Source organism: Pantoea sp. Fr-CA_6 (genome assembly GCF_024520895.1).
In the GTDB taxonomy this organism is placed as follows: Bacteria; Pseudomonadota; Gammaproteobacteria; order Enterobacterales; family Enterobacteriaceae; genus Pantoea; species Pantoea agglomerans.
This window is the reverse complement of record NZ_JALNPO010000018.1, coordinates 32814-53940: the sequence shown is the minus strand read 5'-3', so window position 1 is coordinate 53940 and position 21127 is coordinate 32814. Positions and strand designations below refer to the sequence as shown.

20 protein-coding genes are annotated in these 21127 nt (G+C 56.0%); 3 read left to right on the top strand and 17 right to left on the bottom strand.

Going from position 1 to position 21127, the window contains the following annotated elements; all coding sequences use genetic code 11:
- Positions 1–249 precede the first annotated feature (249 nt).
- Genes hemG through pepQ form a run of 4 tightly spaced genes read right to left on the bottom strand, consistent with a single transcriptional unit; the run spans position 250 to position 4233 of the window.
- Positions 250–783 (bottom strand): menaquinone-dependent protoporphyrinogen IX dehydrogenase, encoded by a 534-nt coding sequence (gene hemG / locus NR201_RS21185; RefSeq protein ID WP_033773286.1) that lies wholly within the window; start codon positions 781–783, stop codon positions 250–252.
- A 17-nt stretch (positions 784–800) separates the two neighbouring features.
- Positions 801–2252: a Trk system potassium transporter TrkH gene (gene trkH / locus NR201_RS21180; protein WP_010257200.1), complete on the bottom strand. Its 1452-nt coding sequence runs from the start codon at positions 2250–2252 to the stop codon at positions 801–803.
- A 32-nt stretch (positions 2253–2284) separates the two neighbouring features.
- Positions 2285–2902 (bottom strand): IMPACT family protein, encoded by a 618-nt coding sequence (locus NR201_RS21175; protein ID WP_010257205.1) that lies wholly within the window; start codon positions 2900–2902, stop codon positions 2285–2287.
- A complete protein-coding gene (gene pepQ / locus NR201_RS21170) occupies positions 2902–4233 on the bottom strand; it encodes a Xaa-Pro dipeptidase (RefSeq protein ID WP_256850138.1) in 1332 nt (443 codons plus the stop codon). The genes NR201_RS21175 and pepQ overlap by 1 nt, the downstream gene beginning before the upstream one ends.
- 186 nt (positions 4234–4419) lie before the next feature.
- Here pepQ and fadB point away from each other — a divergent pair, with 186 nt between their 5' ends.
- Both fadB and fadA read left to right on the top strand, forming a co-directional pair.
- On the top strand, positions 4420–6603 hold the full coding sequence (gene fadB, locus NR201_RS21165; protein ID WP_154210627.1) for a fatty acid oxidation complex subunit alpha FadB: 2184 nt from the start codon (positions 4420–4422) through the stop codon (positions 6601–6603).
- Between the two features lie 10 nt (positions 6604–6613).
- On the top strand, positions 6614–7777 hold the full coding sequence (fadA, locus tag NR201_RS21160; RefSeq protein WP_010257216.1) for an acetyl-CoA C-acyltransferase FadA: 1164 nt from the start codon (positions 6614–6616) through the stop codon (positions 7775–7777).
- An 81-nt stretch (positions 7778–7858) separates the two neighbouring features.
- On the opposite strand, the gene fre is transcribed toward fadA, so the two are convergent.
- The 3 genes from fre to pepE all read right to left on the bottom strand — a co-directional run bounded on the left by fre (position 7859) and on the right by pepE (position 10892).
- Positions 7859–8560, bottom strand: coding sequence for an NAD(P)H-flavin reductase (gene fre / locus NR201_RS21155; RefSeq protein ID WP_010257219.1), 702 nt, complete (start codon positions 8558–8560; stop codon positions 7859–7861).
- A 41-nt stretch (positions 8561–8601) separates the two neighbouring features.
- Positions 8602–10086: a 4-hydroxy-3-polyprenylbenzoate decarboxylase gene (ubiD, locus tag NR201_RS21150; RefSeq protein ID WP_256850137.1), complete on the bottom strand. Its 1485-nt coding sequence runs from the start codon at positions 10084–10086 to the stop codon at positions 8602–8604.
- Between the two features lie 80 nt (positions 10087–10166).
- On the bottom strand, positions 10167–10892 hold the full coding sequence (gene pepE / locus NR201_RS21145; RefSeq protein ID WP_010257226.1) for a dipeptidase PepE: 726 nt from the start codon (positions 10890–10892) through the stop codon (positions 10167–10169).
- Positions 10893–11098: 206 nt separating this feature from the next.
- Between pepE and rfaH the strand changes: the two genes are divergently transcribed.
- Positions 11099–11587, top strand: a complete 489-nt coding sequence (gene rfaH / locus NR201_RS21140) for a transcription/translation regulatory transformer protein RfaH (RefSeq protein WP_010257230.1) — start codon at positions 11099–11101, stop codon at positions 11585–11587.
- Here the strand turns inward: rfaH and tatD are convergent.
- From tatD to udp, 10 genes are all read right to left on the bottom strand, one after another.
- Positions 11584–12366 carry a 3'-5' ssDNA/RNA exonuclease TatD gene (gene tatD / locus NR201_RS21135; RefSeq protein ID WP_010257234.1) on the bottom strand — a complete coding sequence of 261 codons (783 nt, stop codon included), beginning with the start codon at positions 12364–12366 and terminating at the stop codon, positions 11584–11586. The genes rfaH and tatD overlap by 4 nt on opposite strands.
- Positions 12367–12454: 88 nt before the next feature.
- Positions 12455–13213, bottom strand: coding sequence for a Sec-independent protein translocase subunit TatC (gene tatC / locus NR201_RS21130; protein ID WP_010257238.1), 759 nt, complete (start codon positions 13211–13213; stop codon positions 12455–12457).
- On the bottom strand, positions 13213–13896 hold the full coding sequence (tatB, locus tag NR201_RS21125) for a Sec-independent protein translocase protein TatB (protein WP_256850136.1): 684 nt from the start codon (positions 13894–13896) through the stop codon (positions 13213–13215). The genes tatC and tatB overlap by 1 nt, the downstream gene beginning before the upstream one ends.
- A 3-nt stretch (positions 13897–13899) precedes the next feature.
- Entirely contained in the window at positions 13900–14154 is a 255-nt protein-coding gene (tatA, locus tag NR201_RS21120; protein ID WP_010257244.1) for a Sec-independent protein translocase subunit TatA, read from the bottom strand.
- A 109-nt stretch (positions 14155–14263) separates the two neighbouring features.
- Positions 14264–15901, bottom strand: coding sequence for a ubiquinone biosynthesis regulatory protein kinase UbiB (gene ubiB, locus NR201_RS21115; RefSeq protein ID WP_010257248.1), 1638 nt, complete (start codon positions 15899–15901; stop codon positions 14264–14266).
- Entirely contained in the window at positions 15898–16503 is a 606-nt protein-coding gene (locus NR201_RS21110; RefSeq protein ID WP_010257253.1) for an SCP2 domain-containing protein, read from the bottom strand. The genes ubiB and NR201_RS21110 overlap by 4 nt, the downstream gene beginning before the upstream one ends.
- Before the next feature lie 11 nt (positions 16504–16514).
- Positions 16515–17273: a bifunctional demethylmenaquinone methyltransferase/2-methoxy-6-polyprenyl-1,4-benzoquinol methylase UbiE gene (gene ubiE / locus NR201_RS21105; protein WP_008926452.1), complete on the bottom strand. Its 759-nt coding sequence runs from the start codon at positions 17271–17273 to the stop codon at positions 16515–16517.
- 75 nt (positions 17274–17348) lie between these two features.
- Entirely contained in the window at positions 17349–18848 is a 1500-nt protein-coding gene (gene rmuC, locus NR201_RS21100) for a DNA recombination protein RmuC (RefSeq protein WP_256850135.1), read from the bottom strand.
- An 85-nt stretch (positions 18849–18933) separates the two neighbouring features.
- Positions 18934–20202: a tetratricopeptide repeat protein gene (locus NR201_RS21095; RefSeq protein WP_163640823.1), complete on the bottom strand. Its 1269-nt coding sequence runs from the start codon at positions 20200–20202 to the stop codon at positions 18934–18936.
- Between the two features lie 92 nt (positions 20203–20294).
- Positions 20295–21056: a uridine phosphorylase gene (udp, locus tag NR201_RS21090; protein ID WP_045140888.1), complete on the bottom strand. Its 762-nt coding sequence runs from the start codon at positions 21054–21056 to the stop codon at positions 20295–20297.
- Positions 21057–21127 lie beyond the last annotated feature (71 nt).

Below are 21127 nucleotides of genomic sequence, written 5' to 3'. Positions count from 1 at the left end.
GAGCAGTGCGAACAGTGCGTTAGCGTCCTGTCGCGAGGTGGCGTATATTACGCTTTCCTCCTGCAGAGTCAACCTCTATTTCAGAAGTTTTTCTCCGGCGGCGCAGTCTCCTGTGCCTCTCAACCCGATTCCCGTTGCCGGTGTTCCGTGTCGATGGAGGCGCATTATAGGGAGTTCGCGCGGGCTGACAAGTGTTTATTACGAAAAGATTATCGTTCGCAGTAATTTTCATCAAATCGCGCTATTTCGCTACGATTTGCCTGGTAACTGTGCAAAATCATTGGCAAAAGTGCTTACCTGCTGCCAGTCCGTGTACTCCACTTCTTTCGTCGAATCTGTCTCACCACCGGTCATGCGCATAATCAACTGGATCATGACGCGATCGAACCAGCGATAGCGCGGATAATAGAGCGCGCCTGCGAACACGGCACAGCAATCAGGCTGCCACGGCGAGTGTGCCAGGAACTTCTGCGTATAGGCATTGGTTTCAGGAGAGCGCTTCTCAGGTTTGCGCGCCGTCAGGTTCACCGAAAAGAAACCGCTGGTACGCTGCTGCAACTCATGAAGGTGTTGTTTAACGAACTTATCGACGACCGGCTGAAAATGGCCATAGCGGATAGATGCGCCAATTAACACGCGATCATACTGTGCCCAGTCAGGCAGAGTGGCATCCTGAATGTTCAGTACATCACACTGCTGCTGCTGACGGATCACATCAGCAATAGAAGAGGCAATCTTCTTGGTTTGTCCGTCGCGAGTGGAATAGAGAATCAGCGCTTTCATGTCAGCATCCTTATTAATTATTCACGCCAGAAAGTAGGCGTAAACAGCACCAGCAAGGTGAATACCTCGAGACGCCCGAATAACATGGTGGAAATAAGAATCCATTTCGCCACGTCATTCATTGAAGTGAAGTTATCAGCTACGACCCCTAAGCCAGGGCCGAGGTTATTGAGCGTCGCGGCAACGGCAGCAAAAGCCGAGAAGTCGTCAACGCCGGTGGCGATGATCGCCAGCATGCTGATCAGGAACACCAGCGCATAAGCCGAGAAGAATCCCCATACGGCTTCAAGGATACGTTCCGGCAGCGCCCGGTTGCCCAGCTTAATGGTGTAGACCGCATTGGGGTGAACCAGACGCTTAAGCTCACGGTTACCCTGCTTGCATAACAGCAGTATGCGAATCACCTTCAGACCACCGCCGGTTGAACCGGCACAGCCGCCGATAAAGGCGGAGCACAACAGCAGTACCGGCAGGAACAATGGCCAGCGTGCGATGCTGTCGGTCGTGAATCCCGCCGTCGTCGCCATGGAGACCACCTGGAAAAAGGCCTGGTTCAGCGTCTGCCAGCCACTTTCATAGACATTATGGAACCAGAGCACCAGGGTACAGATCAACACCAGCGTCAGCTGAACGCCAATAAACATGCGGAACTCAGGGTCGCGCCAGTACACACGCAGATTGCGTCCGCTTAACATGGCAAAGTGCAGGCCGTAGTTACAGCCTGAGATCAGCAGAAACACCGCCACGATGGTATTGATGGTGCCACTGTTAAAATAGCCGATACTGGCATCATGGGTTGAGAAGCCGCCAATGGCGATAGTCGAGAAACTGTGGCCGATAGCATCAAACGCTGGCATTCCCGCCAGCCACAATGCCAGCGCACAGGCTATCGTCAGCAGGACGTAGATCAGCCAGAGTGTTTTAGCCGTCTCGGCGATACGCGGTCGCATTTTATTATCTTTCAGCGGCCCCGGCATTTCAGCGCGATAGAGCTGCATGCCCCCGACGCCCAGAATCGGCAGTATCGCCACGGCTAATACGATGATCCCCATACCGCCCAGCCACTGCAGCATCTGCCGATAGAAGAGAATCGCCTTAGGCAACGAGTCCAGCCCCACCAGCGTGGTGGCACCGGTGGTTGTCAGGCCAGAGAAAGATTCAAAGAACGCATCCGTCACCGAAAGATGCGGCTGTTCGGCAAAGATAAAGGGCATCGCCCCTACGCTGCCCAGCACCGTCCAGAACAGGACCACAATCAGAAACCCTTCCCGCGGTTTGAGTTCGGTTTTCTTTTTGCGATTCGGCCACCACAGCAGCGAGCCGATCACCAGCGCCATCATAAAAGTCTGGCTAAACGCCCGCCCTGCGCCATCGCGATAAATTAAGGCGACCAGGCCGGGCAAAATCATCGTCACTGAAAAGAGGATCACCAGCAGACCGACTATGCGGGTAATGGCGCGAAAGTGCATTCAGCCGTTCCTTTAAATAAAAGAGATGAACATCATGGTGTGAGCGGGATCAGCGATAACGCGCCCCGACTAAAGTCTGACAGATTTTTTTTGAACCCGTCGATCTGTCCGTAAGGTACAGCCAGCGTCAACGCAATACGATCCTGAAACTGGCTGTCGGTCACCTTACCTTCAAAACGCTGTACCAGCCGTTCAATATCACTGAGCTGTGCATAGTCGCATTGCAAAGTGAACAGCTTCATCGGCACTTTGCGCTGCCGTGGCAGCTGCTTAAGTCCCTGCTGGACGCCACCACCATACGCTTTCACTAAGCCGCCGGTTCCCAGCATGATGCCACCGTAGTAACGCACCACCACAGCGGTAATCTCGCCAATATCCGCGCCCATCAGTTGCGCCAGCATCGGTTTCCCTGCCGTACCCGAAGGTTCACCATCATCAGAGAAACCGAGTTGCTGAGAATCATTCGGTGCGCCCGCTACCCAGGCCCAGCAGTGATGCCGGGCAGTGGGATGCTCGCTTTTAACCTGCTGGACAAACGCGCGCGCCGCCTCTGCACCCTCGGTGTGCGCCAGTAGCGTAATGAAGCGACTCTTTTTGATTGTCTCCTCACTGCTGCTTACTGGCACAGCGGGAATATCAAAGGCCTCCATCAGGCCAGATGCAGATCGCGGGTCATGTTCTCAACGCGATGCGCATGGATCACCACGTTATCCTCGATACGAATCCCGCCATAAGGCCGAAGCGCATCAATGGCCTGCCAGTTAAAGTGCTGACTGAAACGGCCTTCACGCAGCGGCTTCAGTAACGAGTCAATAATATAGAAGCCCGGCTCAATGGTTAATACCATGCCCGGTTGCAGCACGCGGGTGCAGCGAAGATAAGGATATTGCGCTGGCGCGGCGAGATGGGTGCCCTGCTCATCCTGCATAAAACCGGCAACGTCATGGACCTGCAGACCCAGCGGATGCCCCAGGCCATGTGGCATAAACGGACCGGTCAGATCTTCAGCCACCAGCGCTTCTTCGCTGATTCCCTGAACCAGATCAAACTTCAGCAACATCTTCGCAATACGCTGATGCATCTGAAGATGGTAATCGGTGTAGCGTACGCCCGGTTTCAGCGTGGCTATCAGGGCCAGCTCTTCAGTGTTCATCGCCTCAACCATTCTGGCATAGAGCGAACTGCTCTGCGCCGCATAGCTGCGGGTCAAATCAGCGGCATAGCCAAGATACTCGGCACCCGCATCAATCAAAAAGCTATGGCGTTTCGCCGGTGGCTGATGATCCAGCCGGGTGTAGTGCAGCACCGCAGCGTGCTCATTCAGCGCAATGATATTGCCGTAAGGTACATCGGTGTCGCGATGACCGGTAGCGGTCAGATAAGCCTGATTGATATCGAACTCGCTTAAGCCCGCCGAGAACGCCTCTTTCGCCGCGCGATGACCGGCAACCGCCAGCTTCTGCGCCTGGCGCAGACAGGCGAGTTCATAATCAGTTTTGATGCTGCGATGGAAGTGCAGGAAGTCGATGACCGCTTTGGGATTAATATTGCCAGAGGCGATGCCGAGCTGAGATGCACGCGCGTTAACCGGGCCGATATAGGCGACGTTATCACGCTGTGCAGGCAGCAACTGCGCAATCTCGTCCGCATTTTTCAGGCCGATAACGTCAACATCCCCGGTCCAGAAGCTATCCGGCAACGGTTCAACGTTATGCCAGTAATCCACCGGAGAGTAGAACCACAGTTTCGGTTTGTTTACCCCATCAATCCAGAGCCAGCAGTTGGGCACCTGCGTCACCGGCACCCAGGCCTTGAACTGCGGATTCACCTTAAACGGATAAGTGTGATCATCCAGAAACACCGTCATCAACTCACCGGAATGGATCAACATCGCATCCAGTTTATTGCGTGCCAGCACCTGCTGCGCCCGTTGTTGCAACGTGGCGATGTGCGCGTGATACAAGGTACTCAGTGAATCCATTGACGTCTCTCCAGTGTCGCGAAATGGCCGCAGTTTAGCATACCCCTTGCGCAGATGCCGAAGTCGGCGCAGCTGTGATCTTGTTAGCAAATAAGCAAAGACCAGTTTGCAAAAAATTAACATCGCTCCCACACTCACGATCATCTGGTATGACCAGATCACCTTTCGCGGTTTCAGGAGACGCACATGCTCTACCAAGGCGCTAACCTTACTCTTCACTGGCTGGACGATGGCATCGCCGAGCTGGTTTTTGACGCTACGGGCTCGGTCAACAAGCTCGATACGCAAACTGTCGCCAGCCTGGGCGAGGCAATAGCTGTGCTGGAGCAGCAGCCAGAACTGCGCGGCCTGCTGCTGAGCTCCGCTAAACCTGCATTTATTGTAGGGGCAGATATCACCGAGTTCCTTTCACTGTTTGATGCACCCACCGAAAAGCTGAGCCAGTGGCTGAGTTACGCCAACAGCATTTTCAATCGTCTGGAAGATTTGCCGGTACCGACTCTGGCCGCCATTGACGGCTATGCACTGGGCGGCGGATGTGAATGCGTACTGGCAACCGATCTGCGTATCGCTACTGCGGACGCCCGTATTGGCCTGCCGGAAACCAAACTCGGCATCATGCCGGGATTTGGCGGCAGCGTGCGATTGCCGCGCCTGCTGGGTGCCGACAGTGCGCTGGAAATTATTGCGGCGGGAAAAGATGTCGATGGCAATGCCGCTCTTAAACTCGGTCTGGTCGATGCGGTGGTGTCTCGCGAGAAACTGCGTGAGGCGGGGATCATCATGCTTAAGGCCGCTGCCACTGATGGCAGCTGGCGCGCACGCCGGGCCCCTAAGCTGGCTCCGCTGAAACTCAGCCCGATTGAAGCGGCCATGAGCTTCACTATCGCGAAAGCCATGGTGCTGCAAACCGCAGGCAAGCATTATCCCGCTCCGCTGATGGCGGTAAAAACCATTGAAGCCGCAGCCAGCCTTGGCCGCGATGACGCGCTGAAGCTTGAAACCGCAGCGTTTGTGCCGCTGGCCCAGTCTGATGAAGCACGCGCGCTGGTCGGCATCTTCCTCAACGACCAGTACGTGAAAGGTCTGGCGAAAAAGCGCGGCAGCGAAAGCGGCGCACCCGCTCAGGCAGCGGTACTGGGCGCAGGCATCATGGGTGGCGGCATCAGCTACCAGTCTGCGTGGAAAGGCGTGCCGGTCAGAATGAAAGATATTAATCCACAGGCGTTAACGCTGGGGATGAACGAAGCCAGCAAGCTGCTCAATAAGCTGCTGGAACGCGGCAAAATCGACGGCAACAAACTCGCCAGTGTGATCGCCACTATCCAGCCCACGCTGGATTACGCCGGTTTTGAACAGGCTGATGTGGTGGTTGAAGCGGTGGTAGAAAACCCGCTGATCAAGGCAAAAGTGCTGGCGGAAACCGAACAGCATCTGCGTGAAGATGCGATTCTGGCCTCCAATACCTCGACCATTCCCATCAGCCAGCTGGCGCAGGCGCTGCAGCGTCCTGAAAACTTCTGCGGCATGCACTTCTTCAATCCGGTACCGCGTATGCCGCTGGTAGAGGTGGTTCGTGGCGAGAAAACCAGTGAAGCGACCCTGAGCAAAGTGGTGGCCTGGGCCAGCAAAATGGGCAAAACCCCGATCGTAGTGAATGACTGTCCGGGCTTCTTTGTTAACCGGGTGCTGTTCCCTTACTTCGCCGCTTTCAGCCTGCTGCTGCGCGACGGCGCCGATTTCCGTCAGATTGATAAAGTGATGGAAAAACAGTTTGGCTGGCCGATGGGCCCCTCATGGCTGCTGGATGTGGTCGGCATCGATACCGCGCACCACGCGCAAAGCGTCATGGCTGACGGTTTCCCGGATCGTATGAAGCATGACTATCGTGATGCGATCGATCTGCTGTTTGATGCCGGTCGTTTTGGCCAGAAAAATGGCAAAGGCTTCTGGCGCTGGGAAGAAGATAAAAAGGGCAAACTGACAAAAGTGGCTGATACCGAAGTGGATACGCTGCTGGAGCAGGTCTGCCAGCCTAAGCGGGTCTTCAGCGATGAAGAGATTCTGAATCGCATGATGCTGCCAATGCTGAATGAAGTAGTGCGCTGCCTGGAAGAGAAGATTATTGCCTCGCCAGCGGAAGCGGATATGGCGCTGGTCTATGGTCTCGGCTTCCCGCCTTTCCGTGGCGGCGCTTTCCGCTATCTCGATACCCTGGGCAACAGCAATGTGGTGGATCAGGCCCGGCGTTATAGCGCGCTCGGTGGCTTATATGCCCTGCCTGCGCTGCTGGTGCAGAAAGCCCATCAGCATGAAAGCTGGTATCCCGCCGCCAAACCGATTGATGAAGCCGCGCTGAAAAGCGCCTGAGGGCAAAAAGATGGAAAATGTGGTGATTATTGATGCGGTGCGCACGCCAATGGGACGTTCAAAAGGCGGCGCCTTTCGTCACGTGCGCGCTGAAGATCTCTCTGCGCACCTGATGCGCGAACTCCTGAGCCGCAACCCGGCGGTGAACCCGACATCACTGGACGATATCGTCTGGGGCTGCGTACAGCAGACGCTGGAACAGGGATTTAATATCGCGCGTAACGCCGCGCTGCTGGCCGAAATCCCGCATTCAGTGCCGGCCACCACCGTCAACCGACTGTGTGGCTCTTCAATGCAGGCGCTGCATGATGCGGCCCGCGCCATTATGGTCGGTGATGCGCAATGCTGTCTGATCGGTGGCGTGGAGCATATGGGACATGTGCCGATGAATCACGGCGTCGACTTTCATCCCGGTCTGGGCCGAACCGTGGCAAAAGCAGCAGGCATGATGGGCTTAACGGCTGAAATGCTGGCGCGAATGCATCATATCAGCCGTGAGCAGCAGGATGCATTTGCCCTGCGTTCACACCAGCGGGCCTGGCAGGCCACCCAGCGTGGGGACTTTGCAACAGAGATTGTCGCCACCTATGGTCACGACAGCGACGGCATTCTTAAACGCTATGACTTCGATGAGGTGATTCGCGAGGAGACCAGCGCCGAAGGACTGGCGGCACTCAAACCCGCCTTCGATCCGGTTAACGGCACCGTCACGGCGGGTACATCGTCGGCGTTGTCAGATGGCGCGGCCGCCATGCTTGTCATGAGTGAATCACGCGCCCGTGAACTGGGGCTGACACCGCGCGCGCGCATCCGCAGCATGGCGGTGGTGGGCTGTGATCCTTCGATTATGGGCTATGGACCGGTACCGGCCAGCAAACTGGCATTAAAACGGGCGGGACTGAGCGTCAGTGATATCGATGTGTTTGAGCTGAATGAAGCCTTTGCCGCGCAGACGCTGCCCTGCATCAAGGACTTAGGTTTGCTGGAACGGATGGATGATAAGGTCAATCTGAATGGCGGCGCGATTGCGTTAGGCCATCCGCTGGGCTGCTCCGGCGCACGCATCAGCACGACATTGCTGAATATTATGGAGCGACGCGATGCCCGTTTTGGCCTCGCCACCATGTGTATCGGACTGGGTCAGGGCATTGCGACCGTATTCGAGCGTCTGTAATACGTTGAGTCTTACTTTGTCAGATTTACCCGCCAGTAAACCGGCGGGTTTTTTCTGTCTGCTACAGGCTGCTTCAGCGCATCAGATAAAGGCAAACGCATCGCCGTACATCTGTGACTCCACCGCGCCACGCTCGGCACAGAAACGATCGCGGGCAATCTTCGCCATCTCAAAACGTCCGGCGATGTAGATCTCATGCTCGCTCAGCGTACTGAAGTCCTGCATTACTGCCGTCAATACCGTGCCTGAACGGCCCTGCCAGCCCGCTTCAGGTTGCTCGACAACCGGGATCACCTTCAGGTTCGGGTGCTTCACCGCCAGCGCATCCAGCTCTTCCAGATCGTACAAATGCTTGAGCTCACGTCCGCCCCAGTAAATGGCGATATCGCGCTCTGGCTGTTCCGCCAGTGCAGTGAGCAGAATCGAACGGGCATAGGAGAAACCGGTGCCGCCTGCAATCAGGATCAGCGGCTTGCTGCTCTCTTCACGCAGCCAGGCATCGCCGTGCGGCATATCAACCGTGATCTGGCGATCGTTACGGATGCGATCCATGACGGCCATGGCATAGAGGTTCAGATCGGACGCGCCGATATGCAACTCAATGATATCTTTTTCCATCGGCGTTGAGGCCAGTGAGAACGGACGCTTGTCACGCTCGTCCATCACTACCATCAGATACTGTCCCGCGCGAAAACTGAATTCCGCTTCAGGGATCAGGCGAACGCGATAGACCGTGTCGGTAATCGCCTCAACCGAAGTTACTTTACAGCTTAACGTTGTCATGCGTTCCCTCTGTCGGGTCGTCTTTATGGTTGTGCTCGCCATCAACGCTGTGGCGGCTGATCAAAAATACCTAGCTCATCCCAGATAGCATCAATGCGCGCGGTGACCGCAGGATCTTTGACGATAGGTGTACCCCATTCGCGCTGCGTTTCACCTGGCCACTTATTGGTCGCATCCATCCCCATCTTCGATCCCAGCCCGGAAACGGGCGAAGCGAAATCGAGATAATCGATTGGGGTATTTTCCACTAATACCGTATCGCGGGCCGGATCCATACGCGTGGTGATCGCCCAGATCACGTCGTTCCAGTCACGCGCATTAACGTCATCGTCACACACAATAACAAATTTGGTGTACATGAACTGCCGCAGAAACGACCAGACGCCAAACATGACACGTTTGGCATGCCCCGCGTACTGCTTTTTAATCGTCACGACCGCCAGCCGGTATGAACATCCTTCTGGCGGCAGATAGAAGTCCACGATCTCCGGGAACTGCTTCACCAGAATCGGCACCAGCACTTCATTCAGCGCCACCCCCAGCACCGCAGGTTCATCTGGCGGACGGCCGGTATAGGTGGAGTGATAGATAGGCTTATGGCGCTGCGTAATATGCGTAACGGTAAACACCGGGAAGCTATCTACTTCATTGTAGTAGCCGGTGTGGTCGCCGTAAGGTCCTTCCGGCGCCATATCGCCCGCTTCGATATACCCTTCCAGCACGATTTCCGCGCTGGCGGGAACTTCGAGATCGTTCGAGAGGCATTTCACTACTTCGGTTTTATTGCCGCGCAGTAAACCGGCAAACGCATATTCTGACAGCGTATCGGGCACCGGCGTTACGGCCCCAAGGATAGTGGCAGGATCGGCACCCAGCGCCACCGAGACCGGAAAACGCTCACCCGGATGCGCTTTCGTCCACTCCAGATAGTCGAGCGCGCCGCCACGGTGCGACAGCCAGCGCATGATCAGCCGATTTTTGCCGATCACCTGCTGCCGGTAGATACCGAGATTCTGCCGCTCTTTGTGCGGGCCGCGCGTCACGGTCAGCCCCCAGGTAATCAGCGGTGCCGCATCGCCCGGCCAGCACTTCATCACCGGAATCCGCGTCAGATCGACTTCATCGCCGCTGAACACCTCTTCCTGACAGGGTGCATTGCGCAGGCGTTTGGTCGGCATGTTCAGGACCTGCTTAAACTGCGGCATCTTGTCGAACAGATCGCGGAAGCCTTTTGGCGGCTCCGGCTCTTTCAGGAAGGCCAGCAGTTTACCCACTTCACGCAGTGCGCTGACCTCTTCCTGGCCCATGCCCATTGCCACACGCTTTGGTGTGCCGAACAGATTGCACAGCACCGGCATGTCGTACCCTTTCGGGTTTTCAAACAGCAGAGCCGGGCCACCGCCACGCAGAGTGCGGTCGGCGATTTCGGTCATTTCCAGTTCAGGATCGATCGACTGGGTAATGCGCTTTAGCTCACCGCGCTGTTCGAGCAGCGCGAGAAAGTCTCTTAAATCGTGATATTTCATGCGGCTTTAGCTTTCCGGCCAGAGTGAATCGGCCATTATAGGTCTGATTAAGCGGTTATGCTGAGGTTTATATGGCAGCGTCATACGCACTGAAAGGGAACCAGCGGTTGTAACGCGCGGGCATCGTGATACCCCTGAATCGGCTCGCCGTGGCGAAACAGTTTAAAATCTTCGTTTCGCACACTGTGATAGCGCAGCTGATTGTCGTGAACGTGCAGAAAACTGCCTTCACGCAGTGCAATCACCGATTCAGTCGGATTAACTGCACAGAACTCTGCCAGCCGTTCGTCACGGGTTTCGCCCATATGACCGCTGACGCTGGCATCCAGATAGTGGGGATTAATCTGCACCGGAAAGAGTCCCAGCGCAGGCAGCACCACGCTGCTGCGCACCGGCATATCGTTCGTGGTACGGATTGAGGGCGTCGCCACGTTGCAGCCTGCGCTCCAGCCGACATAAGGTACCTGCCGCTCCCGCACCGCGCGCTGAATCGCCCCGATCAGACCCTGCTCATGCAGCATCTGATTCAGGAACCAGGTGTTGCCGCCGCTGACTAAAATCAGCTCTGCCTGCGCAATCGCTTCAGCCGGTGAGGCGAATGCCTGAACCCGCTCAACCTGAATGCCCAGAGAGGCACTGAGTTCGGCGGCGCGTTGCTGCTGATCGCCACGAATAATCGCGTAGGGGATCAGTACCGCCGAGCGGATAGCGCGTCGGGCAATCATGGCGTGCAGCTGCGGCTGCGCATAGCCCAGCAGCGGCGCATCATCCGCCAGCTTGCCGTTGCTCAACAGAAAGAGTTCCATCAGAGGATCCTTTTGCAGATGTGATGGTCATTGAGTCTGATACAGAGCAATAGCAGACGTCAATTTTCAGTCACCTTTTCTGCTGCCATCGGGCATCTTAAGAAAAGTCTCAGTTTATTTTCTTTGCGGGACGCTTTACCCTGCCCCTGCGCTATAACTCTGGCAACAGGTTTGCTATTCTTAGCGTCCATTCAATGGGAGCAGTTATGGAATCCTGGTACTTACTCTATTGCAAACGTGGACAGCTACTGCGCGCGAAGGAGCATCTGGAGCGGCAGGAAGTGCATTGCCTCAGCCCGATGATCGCTCTGGAAAAGATCGTGCGCGGTAAACGCACCACCGTGAGTGAGCCACTGTTCCCGAATTATCTGTTTATCGAGTTTGATCCGGAAGCCATTCACACCACGACGATCAGCAGCACCCGTGGCGTCAGCCACTTCGTGCGCTTTGGCACGACGCCCGCGACCGTGCCTTCAGCCGTGATTGAAGCGCTGGAAACAGACGTCCCGCAAATCCTGCTTGACCCTGAAACGCCGCAAAGCGGTGATGAAGTGGTCATCACCGACGGGACGTTTGAAGGGCTGCGCGCCATCTTTGCCGAGCCGGATGGTGAAACGCGCTCAATTCTGTTGCTTAATTTGCTGAACAAGCAGGTAATGCGCAGCGTCGACAACAAGCAGTTCCGCAAGATTTAAGCCAGTCTGAATAACGTCCGCGCATTATGGTCGATGCGGGTCGCCAGTTCCTCAGCACTCTCACCACGCCATGTCGCCACCTGGTGCACAATATGCGGTAAAAAGCAGGGTTCATTACGGCGCGAAGTCGGGCGTGGACGCATGTCGCGCGGCAGCAGATATGGGGCATCCGTTTCCAGCAGCAGGCGGTCGGCCGGAATCAGTGGCAGCAGCTCGCGCAACTCCAGACCACGGCGCTCATCGCATACCCAGCCCGTAATCCCTACCGATAATCCCATGCCCAGACAGGCTTCCAGTTCATCACGCGTGCCGGTAAAGCAGTGGATCACCGCGCCAGGCAATTTTGGCAGCCAGGGCGCCAGTACTGCGGCGAAACGCGCATGGGCTTCGCGGCAGTGCAGAAAGACCGGCATATTGAGTTCCGCCGCCAGAGCCAGCTGCGCATCAAACGCATACTCCTGCTGCTCATGAGCCGACAGATTGCGATTGAAATCGAGTCCGCATTCACCGATGGCAACCACTTCCGGTTTTTCAGCCAGGCGACGCAGGGTGCTGGCAATTTCCGTTGACCATTCGCTGGCATGATGAGGATGGACGCCCGCGGTAGACCAACAGAAGCCCGCTTGATCTTCAGCCAGTCGCTGAGCCTGCTGGCTCTCCAGCGCGTTAGTGCCGGTAATAAGCATGCCGGTGACGCCCGCATCACGCGCGCGTTTAACCACCTTTTGCCGGTCGGAGGCGAATTGCGTGCTGGTCAGGTTTACACCGATATCAAACATAATTTTTCCCACAGTTTATAAACAAAAACCGCCCATCAGGGCGGTTTGGATTGATCGCTTCCCGCCAGTGCGGGTAAAGCTGTCCGCATCAGGAGTCGGTATTCTCTTCTTCATCCTGTAACCGGCGGCCTTTACCCACATAGTAACGGGAAAAGAATACGCCGACTTCAAACAGGCAGTACATCGGAATAGCGAGCAAAGTTTGGGAAAAAACATCCGGCGGTGTGAGCAACATCCCGACCACGAAGGCGCCCACCAGAATATAGGGACGTTTCTTCTTCAACTCTTCCGGGCTGGTGATACCGGTCCAGCACAGCAACACAATCGCCACCGGCACCTCAAACGCCACGCCAAATGCCATAAACAGCGTCATGACAAAATCGAGGTATTTGGAGATATCCGTTGCTACAGTCACGCCGATCGGCGCTGTCTTGGTGAAAAAACCAAATGCCAGCGGGAAGACCACGAAATAGGCAAAGGCCACGCCGAAGTAGAACAGGAAGGTGCTGGAAAACAGCAGCGGCATAACCAGCCTGCGCTCATGACGGTAAAGCGCCGGGGCGACAAATGCCCAGACCTGATAGAGGATCACCGGCACCGCAAGAAACACCGACACTATAATGGTCAGCTTAATCGGGGTGAAAAACGGTGAGGCCACATCGGTCGCGATCATGCTGGAGCCCACCGGCATCTGGCTGATTAGCGGTGCCGCGACCAGCTGGTAGATGTCGTTGGCGAAATAAACCAGCACCAGGAAAATCGCTAATACGGCAATGATGCAGTTCAGTAGTCGCTTACGCAGCTCAATCAGATGACTGATGAGCGGTTGGGTATCTTCAACGGCCATTATCGTTCATCACTTGCAGAAGAGGGGGTAGCGGATTGACGCGCAGGATCGGCTGGCCTGGCAACGTCGCCAGCGGGCGCCTGTGCCGGTGCGCTGGCCACAGCGGTTGGTGCGGCAGAGGACTGCGCCGCCGGACCTGATGAAACCGCTGAAGAAGCCGGTGCCGGAGCAGTGGCGACGGCAGAGGGTGCGGCAGAGGATTGCACCGCCGGACCTGAGTCTGAAACCGCAGACGGCGTCTGTGCCGGGGCACTGGCCTGGTGTTCTGCTGTAGCCGGTGTCGCCGAAGGCTCAGACGCAGCAGGCTCAGAGACCGGAGCAGGCGCGGGCCTGTGCTGAGCCGAATGGATGGTGTTTGCCTCGTCTTCCTCTTTTTCAATGTCGATGCTCTGACTGACCGAGCGTTTCATTGAATCCGCAGTTTTACGCAGCTCTTCCATCGACTCTTTCAGCTCGGGTGAGAGCGTGCCACGGCCCGCTTCTTCCACCTTTTTCAGGCTCTCCTGCAACTCCTGCAGCTTGAGCTCCTGCGCCAGTTCATGTTGTACATTGGCTGCCAGCGAACGAATCGCCCTGATCCAGCCGACCACGGTTTTCACCGCAACCGGTAAACGTTGCGGGCCGAGTACAATCAGCCCGATCACGAACACCAATACCAGTTCACTAAAACCAATATCAAACACGGTTTACACCTGCTTGTCGTTCTTGGCTTCTTCTTTGTTAGCCGAAGTTTGCTGTTTGTCCGCCAGCGTTTTGGCAGCGAAGTCAGCGTCCTGCTCTTTCGGTTGATCCTTTTTGTCGTCCTCGTCACCCATGGCTTTTTTGAAGCCACGAATCGAAGAACCCAAATCTGAACCCAGATTACGTAATTTGTTGGTACCGAACAGAAGTACAACAATCACGGCAATGATTAACAATTGCCAGATACTGATACCGCCCATGAGATAGCCTCTAATATTCTGTGAAAACGATGAGGTAATGCACCACAGAGTGCCCTTTTCAACCGGGCCTGAGCCAGCGACATTACCTTTTTTTAGACGGACGTGACAATCAGTTTGTCTTACGCCAGCCGATTAACCAGGAGACAATTCCTGCTGCCATCAACACCGCCGGGAAAAAGTCCCAATCCGGTCGGGTGAGCAGCACAGCCGTTCCGCTTAACAGCAACGTTGCACCGACGCCGAACAGGTAACGCGCCTGATGGTGCCGGACGCGCTGCGCATTCATATCGCCCACTAATTTATCGACGCTGTGCCGCAAAAGTTTGTGCTGGCGCATGCTGTCGTAAAACAGCTCCGGCAGCTCAGGGAGTTTCTCAGCCCAGAATGGCGCTTTCTCTTTTACCGCACGGATAATAGCCGGTAATCCCACCTGATCTTTGATCCACTCTTCCAGGAAGGGCTTGGCTGTCTTCCACAGGTCGAGCTGCGGATAGAGCTGACGGCCGATGCCTTCAACATAGAGCAGCGTTTTTTGCAGCAGGACCAGCTGCGGCTGCACTTCCATATTAAAGCGGCGTGCGGTGTTGAACAGGTTCAGCAGCACATGCCCGAAGGAGATTTCAGCCAGCGGTTTTTCAAAAATCGGCTCGCAGACCGTACGAATCGCAAACTCGAAATCCTCTACGTTGGTATCGGGCGGCACCCAGCCTGAGTCAACGTGCAACTCCGCGACCTTACGGTAGTCACGGTTGAAAAAAGCGATAAAGTTTTCAGCCAGATAGCGCTTATCTTCTTTGTTCAGTGAACCCACGATACCGCAATCGATGCCGATATATTGTGGATCTTCGGGATGTTCATAGCTGACAAAAATATTGCCAGGATGCATATCCGCATGGAAGAAGCTGTCGCGGAAGACCTGGGTGAAGAAGACCTGCACGCCACGTTCTGCCAGCAGCTTCATATTAACGCCATGACGCTCCAGCGTGGCAACATCTGAAATCGGAATGCCGTAGATGCGCTCCATCACCATCATGGTTTCGCTGCAGTAGTCGGAATAGACTTCCGGCACATAGAGCATGCGGCTATCTTCAAAATTCCGGCGCAGCTGAATGGCGTTGGCCGCTTCACGTAACAGATTCAGCTCATCAAGCAGGGTTTTCTCATAATCGCGCACCACTTCGACCGGACGCAGACGACGGCCATCCGGCAACAGGCGCGGGACCCAGCGGGCCAGGCGATAGATCAGCTTCATGTCCGCCCGAATCACCGGCAAAATATCGGGGCGAATCACTTTAATCACCACTTTCTTGCCAGTTGATTTCAGCGTGGCGGTGTGCACCTGCGCAATGGATGCCGAAGCCAGTGGCTTGATATCAAAATCATCAAACCAGGTTTCAATCGGCGCGCCCATTGAAGCTTCAATCTGCGCTTTGGCTTTGACGCCATCGAACGGCGCAACACGGTCCTGCAGGATCGCCAGTTGATCGGCAATCAGCGGCGGGAAGAGATCACGACGGGTCGACAGCATCTGGCCAAACTTGATCCAGACCGGACCCAGCTGCTCCATCGCCATGCGCATACGTGCGCCGATCGGTTCATGCTGATGCAGATTAGGGATCCAGAAAACAGAGCGACGCCACAGGCGAAACAGGAAAGTGAGGCGTGTCTGAGGAATCAGTTCATCAAGGCCATAGGTCAGAAACACCTTCATGATCAGATATAAGCGGCGGATCTCTCCAAAACTCATTTTGCCTCCAGCTGCGCCAGACGCGCATCAAGCGCCTCAAGCGAACGTTCCATCGCGTCGACCTCCTCAGAAAACCAGGCTAATTCCAGCGAGCCAGGCGCAACACGCCACTCTTCGGTTATGGCCTGTCCGAGATAATCCTGGCGACGCTGCACTTCACCTTTGAAAAAGCGTAATGCCTGTTGTGAGCGCTGGCTGATCCCCTGTGCGGCGATATCGCCGACCCAGGGAGCCAGATATTCTGCCGGATCCAGCTCAGCCAGATCCATCAGCGCAGAGAACTGCTGCACCACCTGCAGGTCACCTTCAACCTGCAGTTCACCGCTACGGATCAGCGGCGTCAGCTGCTGGCGATCGCGCAGCTTCGGCAGGGTTTTCAGCGAGGTGATCACCGTGCAGTCACTGCGATCCTGCCAGTCAGCCAACACATCGACCTGCTGTTCACTGAAGACCAGCACCAGCGGATGAGAGAACTCATTCAGGCGCAGCGTCAGCACTTTGCCATTCAGGCGTTGCCGCGCCGGTTTCAGGCCACGATCGCGATAGAGAATACGGTTCAGCGCCGTTTCCAGGCCCGCGGTAATCAAGGGCGTCAGGTTCATTACCATCTCACTCAGAACTTAAATCCACGATGCAGCGCCACAATGCCGCCGGTCATATTGGAGTAAGTGGTATTTTCAAAACCAACATCGTTCATCATCGCTTTCAGGGTCTCCTGATCGGGATGCATGCGGATCGATTCGGCCAGATAGCGATAGCTCTCTGCATCCTGCGCCACCAGCTGTCCGATACGCGGCAGAATGTGGAACGAGTAGGCGTCATACGCTTTGCTCAGCGGATCCAGAACGGGTTTAGAGAACTCCAGCACCAGCAGGCGTCCGCCCGGCTTGAGTACCCGGAACATAGAGGCCAGCGCCTTCTCTTTTTCCGTAACGTTACGCAGGCCAAAAGAGATGGTAATGCAGTCGAAATAGTTATCGGGGAAAGGCAGGGCTTCGGCGTTGGCCTGTACGTAACTCACGTTGCCGACCACGCCCTGATTGCGCAGCTTTTCGCGGCCCATCTTCAGCATGGAACTGTTGATATCGGCCAGTACAACCTGACCCGTTTCGCCCACCAGGCGAGAAAACTTAGCCGTCAGATCGCCGGTACCACCCGCCAGATCCAACACGCGCTGACCGCGACGTACGCCGCTGCTGTCAATGGTAAAACGCTTCCAGATACGATGGACGCCAAACGACATCAAATCGTTCATCAGGTCATATTTTGCCGCTACGGAGTGAAACACGTCCGCGACTTTGTCAGCTTTTTCGCTTTTGGCAACCGTCTGAAAGCCAAAATGGGTAGTTTCCTGCTGTGATTCATCTGCCATCGGTTTTACCTGCTCCACAAACAATACTTCCCGAAGTGTATCAGAGTCACGGAAGTCAGGCACGCTGCGCCCATACTATTCGTGGAGGCGCCTCACATGCATCTCACTCTCATCCGCATCACTGTCATCATCTGCGTCATCAGCCGCCCGGTTTTCCGGCATGGCTCGTTCGGCCAGCTGAGGATTAATTGGTCGTTTGATCTCCACACCCAGCGCACGAAATCCTTCAGTCTGCGCAATCAGGTTGCCGCGCCCTTCTGACAGCTTTTTCATCGCCTCGCGATAGCTGTTCTGCGCCTTGTCCAGGCTGTGACCAATGCCGCTCATGTCATCGACAAACAGCCGCATCTTGTCATAGAGCCGCGTTGCCCGATCGGCAATACGCTGTGCATTGCGGCTCTGATGCTCATAGCGCCACAGATTATTAATGGTACGCAACGCCACCAGCAGCGTGGTGGGGCTGACCAGCATGATGTTCTGCTGCAGCGCCTCACCAATCAGCTCAGGCTGGCGGTCAATGGCCAGCAAAAAGGCGGGCTCCACCGGGATAAACATCAGCACATAATCCAGCGATCGTAAGCCGGGCAATTGTTGATAATCTTTTCGTCCCAGCAGGCGGATGTGCGCCCGCATGGCAGCGACATGTTCCTGAATAGCCTGCTCTCGTTCGATCTCATCATCCGCATTGAAGTAGCGCTCATAGGCCACCAGCGTCATTTTGGCGTCCACCACCACATCTTTGCCCTGCGGCAGGCGCACAATCACATCCGGCTGCATCCTGCCCTGCTGTTCTGACTGAATGCTCACCTGGGTTTCATATTCGTAGCCTTCACGCAGTCCGGAAGCTTCCAGTACCCGGCTCAGCACCACTTCACCCCAGTTACCCTGGATTTTATTATCGCCCTTCAGCGCTTTGGTCAGGTTAAGCGCCTCCTGCGCCATCTGCGCATTCAGCTGCTGTAACTGCCGGATTTCATGGGTCAGGGTATGTCGCTCACGCGCTTCTGCGCCAAAGCTTTCATGAACCTGACGACGGAAGCCATCAAGCTGTTCACGCAACGGACCAATCAGCCCGTCCAGACTTTGCCGGTTCTGTTCATCGACGCGACGGCCGCTGTTTTCGAAAATACGGTTGGCGAGGTTTTCAAACTGGGCGCTAAGGCGTTGTTCGCTGTTGGTCAGCAGGCGCTGTTTCTCTTCTGCGGCGAAACGGGTCTCTTCAAGGCGAATGGTCACCTCGCGCAGCTCCGCCTCCTGTGCGCTGTTGACCTCCAGCTGATTGCGCAGTTCACGATTAAGCTGCTCACTTTCATTACGCCAGTAATCAAGCTGTTGCAGTCGCTCATTGGCGCCGCTCAGCGCGCCGTGCAGCTGACGAAACTCCTGCTCACGCTGCTGCGTCTGCTGCTGAAGCTGTTCGATTTGCTGCTGCTGACGCTGTTGCGCCTCTTCCTGCAGACGGCGCTCGGTCTGGAAACTGGCGACCTGATGGCCGGCACGTAACTGTGCCAGCATCCAGCCAATCCCTAACCCGGCAAGCGCCAGACAGGCGCTGATAATGATGTGCTGATCCATGATTTCCCCCGCGACTCAGGCTGCTGAGGGAAAGGTAGAGTCGCACTGTATGAATGTCCAGATAATTTTAGCAGGATTCAGCGCCTTACAGCGCCGTCACCGTAAGCTTGCCAGCCTGCCACTCATCAATCAGGAAAAACGGCATGGGCAATAGCCATTCACCCTTTTTAACCTGCGCCAGATAGTGCCAGGTTGTCCCGCCCGAGGTGATCGCGACGCGCTGTCTGCTTCCCTCAGCGGCGCTGGATTTGCCGGTCATACTGGCAAAACCGGCATTGCTGCCCACATGGAAATGCGGCGTCTGCCAGCGCACGGGGGCATGGTCAGGCCACGGCTGGGCCTGATGAAAATGAAACAACTCATCGTGGCTCAGGAGGCTTTCACGCACCGTCGGCCACAACGCCACCTTGAGGAAATATTGATCGGTGAAGCGCTGGCTGCCCTGATACTGCGCAATGAAATCGCGCATCGCCTGTTCCACATCCCGGAAGACGCCGTGACAGCCGCCCCACATCCCTGCCAGCAGCAGCTCAGTATGGGAGAAGTAGTCACGCATATGGTGGAACCAGTAAGGCGACGCCAGCCAGGCGTTTACCGCTGCCGCTTCGCGCTCCGAGAGCAGCGAGTCGGCATCACGCACGATAAAACGCTTCACGCCCGGATCGTCCATTACCAGGAAACGCCACAGGGTCGGAAACAGCGTTTTCTCGTGAGACATATCGATCAGCTGGACGTGCGGCTGGTCAAGGCGCTGCCAGACATGCTGCGGCACGCTGTCATCGAGATAGATGCGGCAGACCCAGCCGGGATAGAGCTCAGGCGCCACTTCAACGTTTTTGATTAAGGTTTCACAGTAGCGCGGCTGATCGCCATAGAGGCAGAAAGCGATGACATTCTGGTGCGGATGAGTGAGATCGACAGGCTCCGGTTGCGGAGCGGGAAACGTGGCGCGCTGCCCCTGACTGAAACGCGCATCAGAGCGCATCAGCGAGGCCAGCCCATGACGCGCCACCTCATCCTTTTTATCCAGCCAGCCACACACTTCGGTCAGGCCATCCAGCCAGGTTTCAGAGGCGGTAGCCTGCACCGCGGGCGGTGACTGATAAATCTTCTGGTAGATTTTGTACGATTTATTGTACTGACCCAGACGCAGCAGGCAGAGCGCGTAGTCGCTCAGCACCTGCATCTGATTGGGCATCGTGCGCAATACCTCTTCACAGCATTGAGCGGCCAGCGCATAGTCGCCCTGTTGCATGGCGGCACGGAAACGTTCGGCACTGCGTTCCAGCATGGCTTTGAGTGCGGCCGGATTAGCACCAGGGGCAGGACGTCGGACGGGAATAGTATTGCGCATAAAAACTCTCAGGTTTCACTGATATTACGCGCCGTTAACTACCGGCAGCAGGTTTTGAGTCTGGACAAAAAACCTGCTGCCAGACGCGGTCGTTATAGTAAGCGACGCGCCGCTTCGACCACAATCTTCACTGCGTCACTTTCTGTCTGTTTCATGGTGACCGCATCCGGGATCTCTTTCTGAGTGCGGTTCACAATCACGCCCGCCACCATGCCGGCTCGCAGACCCTGGCTGGCGCACATGGTTAACAGTGTAGCGGATTCCATCTCATAGTTGAGAACGCCCATATCCTGCCACTCTTTCATCGATCCCCTGAAGCGACTGACTACGCGGCCCGAGACGGTGTCGTAGCGCTCCTGACCCGGATAGAAGGTGTCAGAAGAGGCCGTGATGCCAATATGTGTTTTCGCGCCACAGGCTTCTGCGGCGGCAACCAGCGCGGTGGTGCAGGCGAAATCAGCCACTGCCGGAAACTCCATCGGCGCAAAATGCAGGCTGGCCCCGTCCAGGCGAACGGATGCGGTGGTCACCAGCACATCGCCGACATTGATATGCGGCTGGATAGCGCCCGTGGTACCGACACGCAGGAAGGTACGTACGCCAAGCTGTGCCAGCTCTTCGACCGCAATCGAGGTAGACGGACCGCCAATGCCGGTTGAGCAGACCACGACCGGCTTACCATCAATTTTTGCCAGCCAGGAGGTAAATTCACGGTGTGAGGCGAGATGCGTGGCATCTTCCATCAGTCCGGCAATTTTCTTCACGCGCTCCGGATCGCCCGGCACAATCGCCAGGGTGGCGCCCTGCAGATCGGCTTTGGTCAGGCCAAGATGGAAAACGTCAGACTGTGTCATTTTCAGACTCCTGTTAAGGGAAGGTAGCGCGCCACTCTACGCCAGCACGCCCAATAAATATGTGACAACAT

Bases quoted from the DNA above. Each gene is read 5' to 3' on its own strand.
- rmuC (WP_256850135.1), bottom strand. From the start codon at position 18,848: ATGGATCAGCACATCATTATCAGCGCCTGTCTGGCGCTTGCCGGGTTA.
- trkH (WP_010257200.1), bottom strand. From the start codon at position 2,252: ATGCACTTTCGCGCCATTACCCGCATAGTCGGTCTGCTGGTGATCCTC.
- hemG (WP_033773286.1), bottom strand. From the start codon at position 783: ATGAAAGCGCTGATTCTCTATTCCACTCGCGACGGACAAACCAAGAAG.
- NR201_RS21095 (WP_163640823.1), bottom strand. From the start codon at position 20,202: ATGCGCAATACTATTCCCGTCCGACGTCCTGCCCCTGGTGCTAATCCG.
- tatC (WP_010257238.1), bottom strand. From the start codon at position 13,213: ATGGCCGTTGAAGATACCCAACCGCTCATCAGTCATCTGATTGAGCTG.
- ubiD (WP_256850137.1), bottom strand. From the start codon at position 10,086: ATGAAATATCACGATTTAAGAGACTTTCTCGCGCTGCTCGAACAGCGC.
- fadB (WP_154210627.1), top strand. From the start codon at position 4,420: ATGCTCTACCAAGGCGCTAACCTTACTCTTCACTGGCTGGACGATGGC.
- ubiE (WP_008926452.1), bottom strand. From the start codon at position 17,273: ATGGCAGATGAATCACAGCAGGAAACTACCCATTTTGGCTTTCAGACG.
- NR201_RS21175 (WP_010257205.1), bottom strand. From the start codon at position 2,902: ATGGAGGCCTTTGATATTCCCGCTGTGCCAGTAAGCAGCAGTGAGGAG.
- pepQ (WP_256850138.1), bottom strand. From the start codon at position 4,233: ATGGATTCACTGAGTACCTTGTATCACGCGCACATCGCCACGTTGCAA.
- tatA (WP_010257244.1), bottom strand. From the start codon at position 14,154: ATGGGCGGTATCAGTATCTGGCAATTGTTAATCATTGCCGTGATTGTT.
- ubiB (WP_010257248.1), bottom strand. From the start codon at position 15,901: ATGAGTTTTGGAGAGATCCGCCGCTTATATCTGATCATGAAGGTGTTT.
- udp (WP_045140888.1), bottom strand. From the start codon at position 21,056: ATGACACAGTCTGACGTTTTCCATCTTGGCCTGACCAAAGCCGATCTG.
- tatD (WP_010257234.1), bottom strand. From the start codon at position 12,366: ATGTTTGATATCGGTGTAAACCTGACCAGCACGCAATTCGCCTCCGAC.
- fadA (WP_010257216.1), top strand. From the start codon at position 6,614: ATGGAAAATGTGGTGATTATTGATGCGGTGCGCACGCCAATGGGACGT.
- NR201_RS21110 (WP_010257253.1), bottom strand. From the start codon at position 16,503: ATGAACCTGACGCCCTTGATTACCGCGGGCCTGGAAACGGCGCTGAAC.
- fre (WP_010257219.1), bottom strand. From the start codon at position 8,560: ATGACAACGTTAAGCTGTAAAGTAACTTCGGTTGAGGCGATTACCGAC.
- rfaH (WP_010257230.1), top strand. From the start codon at position 11,099: ATGGAATCCTGGTACTTACTCTATTGCAAACGTGGACAGCTACTGCGC.
- pepE (WP_010257226.1), bottom strand. From the start codon at position 10,892: ATGGAACTCTTTCTGTTGAGCAACGGCAAGCTGGCGGATGATGCGCCG.